Origin of the sequence: uncultured Chryseobacterium sp. (assembly GCF_913776365.1) — a bacterium.
Classification (GTDB): domain Bacteria; phylum Bacteroidota; class Bacteroidia; order Flavobacteriales; family Weeksellaceae; genus Chryseobacterium.
Genome location: NZ_CAJYMO010000300.1, coordinates 1 through 4,170, shown reverse-complemented (window position 1 = coordinate 4,170; position 4,170 = coordinate 1). Strand labels below are relative to the sequence as shown.

General features: G+C 41.4%; 2 protein-coding genes. Both read right to left on the bottom strand.

Features of this window, described 5'->3' with window-relative positions; genetic code table 11:
* Positions 1-1,432, bottom strand: a 1,432-nt coding sequence (locus tag QZ735_RS15565; protein WP_294250223.1) for a RagB/SusD family nutrient uptake outer membrane protein, incomplete at its 3' end; no start/stop codon positions are given.
* A gap of 9 nt (positions 1,433-1,441) precedes the next feature.
* A partial coding sequence (locus QZ735_RS15560; protein ID WP_294250220.1) for a TonB-dependent receptor occupies positions 1,442-4,170 on the bottom strand: 2,729 nt, incomplete at its 5' end.

Below are 4,170 nucleotides of genomic sequence, written 5' to 3'. Positions count from 1 at the left end.
GGGAAGCAGATACCTGAGGGGCCTGTGCCCGGGTACGCAGTACGTTGATGGATGCCGCCGCTCCTGAGGTATTTCCCTGTTTTACCTGGGCTTCGGCTTTCAGCAGATAGGTTTCGCCTAACCTCATGATAATAAAATCTTTCCACATTCCGAAACCGAATACGTCATTAGGATCATAAGCACCCCACTTTAAGGTGTATGGATTGATTTTAGCAAGCGTATCAGATTTGGCTATATTGACAGTGGTTCCGTCTGACAAGGTGTATTGTGCATTTTGTCCGTAAGGAACCGGAAGCCCCTTAATGGAATTGTATTTTGAAGCAGGATTGTTAAAATAATGCTGTCTGTGGATGGTATATTTGGAGTTTCTCATATCGCCTTGGGAATATAGCTTGTACAATACCCAGTTATTGAGGCGGATTCTGGAAAGCCCTCTTCCTCCCAGTGTGTCTGCAGGAACCATCCCATTGATATTATGATAACCACCACCCCATACACGACGCTGCTGAGGACTTCCACTGCTTCCGTTCACAACAATGCTCGGGTTTTCATTCTCCAATACCCAGATGGCTTCTTTATTCCCCTGAGACCTGCGCTGGTTTCCTTTGAAGAACATGTCAGAGAAATAATCTCCCGGGTTGCTTGCCTTCACACCATATCTTGCATTGATCAAAGAGTATTTTCCACTGTTGATAATGGCATCGCATTGTGCTTCTGCCAAAGCCGGCTCATTGGTTCTTAAATATACTTTCGCCAATAACTGCCTGGCTACATCTTTTGTTATACGTTGTTCCGGAACAGATTGACTATTAATTTTCCCGTCAACATCCCTTAAATTGCTGACACCATATAAAAGGTCTGTCTTAATCTGTGCATTAACCTGATCAAGCGGAGTTCTAACAAAATCATATCTGGGTGTTATGATAGGTTGAGTAATTAAAGGAACTGCTCCATAAAACGTCACCAAACTATTGTAAGCATAGGCTCTGAAAAATTTAGCTTCTGCGGAGTATACTCTCTTTTCTTCATCAGTCATATCAGAAATAGGAGTATTATCAATATTGTAAATAATAGCATTGGCATTTCTGATGATATTGTAGTTATGCGCCCAAAGCCTAGCCGCCGCCGCGTCTGTAGAGGTAAGCAAAGAATAATTATAATAAGGGATTTCTACTCCCTGTATCTCCTGCGGCCATACAATATCAGTACCTACCTGCCATACAGATACCCAACCTTGCCAATCACTCTGTGTATAGTAGTTGCTTAAGTTCTGGTAGAGCCCAATAACGGCAGCTTGTAATGTAAGCTTATTATCCATTTTGTCAGCACTAATGGCAGATGGCGGATTTTCGTCCAAAAAAGAATCGCTACACGAACTCGCAATGAAAAGCGGTAGCATCAGGATAAATGTTGATTTTATTATTTTTTTCATAATTATCGTTTATAATGTTATGTTTAATCCTATTGCAAAATTACGTGCTAAAGGGTAGTTATTATTAAAATCTCCTGATCCCCTCGGAGACTGATTGCTTTCAGGATCCCAGCCAATCCACTTGGTCCAGGTATACAGATTTCTTCCGGCAACATAGATCACCAGGTTCTGGATCTTTGTTTTCTCTAACAGAGAAGCCGGGAAGTTGTAGCTTAATCTTATGTCTTTAAGCCTTATGTAACTTGCATCTCTTGGAAACCAATATCCTCTTGTATTGTTATAGACTAGTGAAGGCCAATCATTACTTTGATTTTCAGGAGTCCAGTAGCCTACTTGCTGAGGAGTATTTCTCCTTCCGATTTCGTCGCCGTAACTAATGTCATTATTTCCTCTAAGAAGTCCCTGAACCGTCTGGATAAAAATACTTAACGAAACATTTTTATAGGTGAACGTATTAGTAAGTCCTCCTGTCCAATCTGGTAAAGTTTTCCCCTGAATAACCCTATCTTCAGCTGTTATCTTTCCGTCACCGTTCGTGTCTGCAAATTTAATATCTCCCGGTTTTGCAGTAGGATCCCATTTGGAAGGATCTTCCCCTTGCTGCCATATACCGACCATCTTATAGGTATAAGCCGCTCCTAAAGATTGCCCGATAAACCATCCGTTGGCAATATCATCTTTGCCATCTCCGTACAGTTCTGTAATCTTGTTCTTGTATGCTGAGAAGACAATACCGGTTTCCCATTTGAAGTTTTCTGTTTTGATGTTTACCGTGTTCAAGGAAACATCTATACCTTTATTCTCCAGCTTTCCGATGTTGTCAATAATGCTACTGGTCCCGGTAATGTTAGGAATGTTTCTTTGCAATAGCAAATCTCTTGTTTTACTCTGGTATAGATCTACGGAACCACTGACTCGGTGGTTTAGGAAACTAAAATCCAAACCGATGTTCATGGTTCTAGTGGTTTCCCATTTCAGATTGGCATTCCCGATGCCTCCCAGATAAGTTCCGGTAAGAACACTACCACTGAACGGATAAAGGGATGTTCCTAAAAGAGTTAATGTTCCATAAGAGTCAATACCAGGATTACCGGTTTCTCCTAAAGAGAATCTCAGTTTCAACTGTTCAATCCAGTTAGAGTTTTTGAGGAAACTTTCATTATTAATATTCCATCCCAAAGCCATTGCCGGAAATACCGCATATTTGCTTGTGTTTGCACCAAATGGGGAAGCACCATCCCTACGGGTGGTAAAACTTAATGAATACCTGCCGTCATAAGAGTAATTGATTCTGCCCATTTGGGAAAGCTGTGATTTTCTCGAAGCAGAAGAGGATGCATTTTTTGATGTGGCAGCTCCGATATTATTGTACGAATAATCATCCGTAAAGAATCCTATTCCCTGAGCCCACGTGTCATTGAATTTCTTTTCATAGACACCATACAATAAAGTTGCATCCACATGATGTTTTCCGAATTCCCGGTTATAGGTCAGGATATTTTCCAAATTCCAGTCATCATATTGGTTATCATATTTCGTTGCAGTTCCAACATTATCGTTTGCTTTTCTTCCCGTATAACTACCGGTAGCATTGGTATTAAGAGCATAGGTGGCAATCATTTTGTAGCTTAACCCTTTAATCCCCGGATTGATTTCCATATATGCATTTCCGGAAAAGTTTTTGGCTACGGACTTACGTTCTGTTGCAAGACCTAACAAAGGATTGGTATACAGCAACTCCGGACTCATCGGGAAAATATTATAACTTCCATCAGCATTATATGGTACGGAATACGGACTCATGGCGGTAGCATAAAGCAGATTGGCTCTTCCGCCACTATAGTTGTTGTTAACAAAGAAAACATTAGTTCCTGTTTTCAGCCATTTGTTTATTGTAATATCCAAATTGGTTCTGAAGCTGAACCGCTGATACTGATATCCCTTTACTACTCCGTCCTGATCAAGATATCCTCCGGACACGTAATATTTCACATTTTCCGTTCCTCCAGAAATATTCAAATTATGTTCGTTCGTGCTTCCGGGCTGGGTAACGGTCTTCAGCCAATCTGTTGTAATTCCTTTATTATAATTATCGATTTCACTCTGGTTGGGCAGCACTTGTGTTTGTGTTAAACCCCGCTCACGGATATAATCTGCATACTTCTGTACGTAGGCGTCAGGCCCCATCGGTTTCAGTTTATGGGCTATATCATCGATTGAACTGGATACACTGTAGCTGATAGACGGTTTTCCGGTTTTTCCTCTTTTGGTCGTAACCAAAATAATACCGTTTGTCCCTGAGGTTCCGTAGATGGCTGCGGCAGAAGCATCTTTCAAGACCTGTATGGATTCTACATCCCGGGGGTTAATATCGTTGTACGAGCCATAAAATATGGAACCATCCATCACAATAAGTGGTGTTTTACTTGCCGTTATAGAATTGAGTCCTCGAACTTGGAAAGATCCTGTACTCCCGGGAACCGAAGATCCTATTGCAATGCTAAGCCCTGCTGTAGTACCCTGCATCGCTTGGGTAATATTGGTTATGGGCAAATTTTGAAACCGATCTTTTGGGACAGAAGCTACAGATCCGGTAATATCTTTCCTTTTTTGCGTTCCATAGCCTACTACCACGACTTCTTCCAGAACTTTAGTCTTGGCAGAGTCACTGGCAGGTTTCGTATTCCCTGTTTTTTGGGCATTCATGACTTCGAACAAAAGAAAAAACGCCGCAGCAC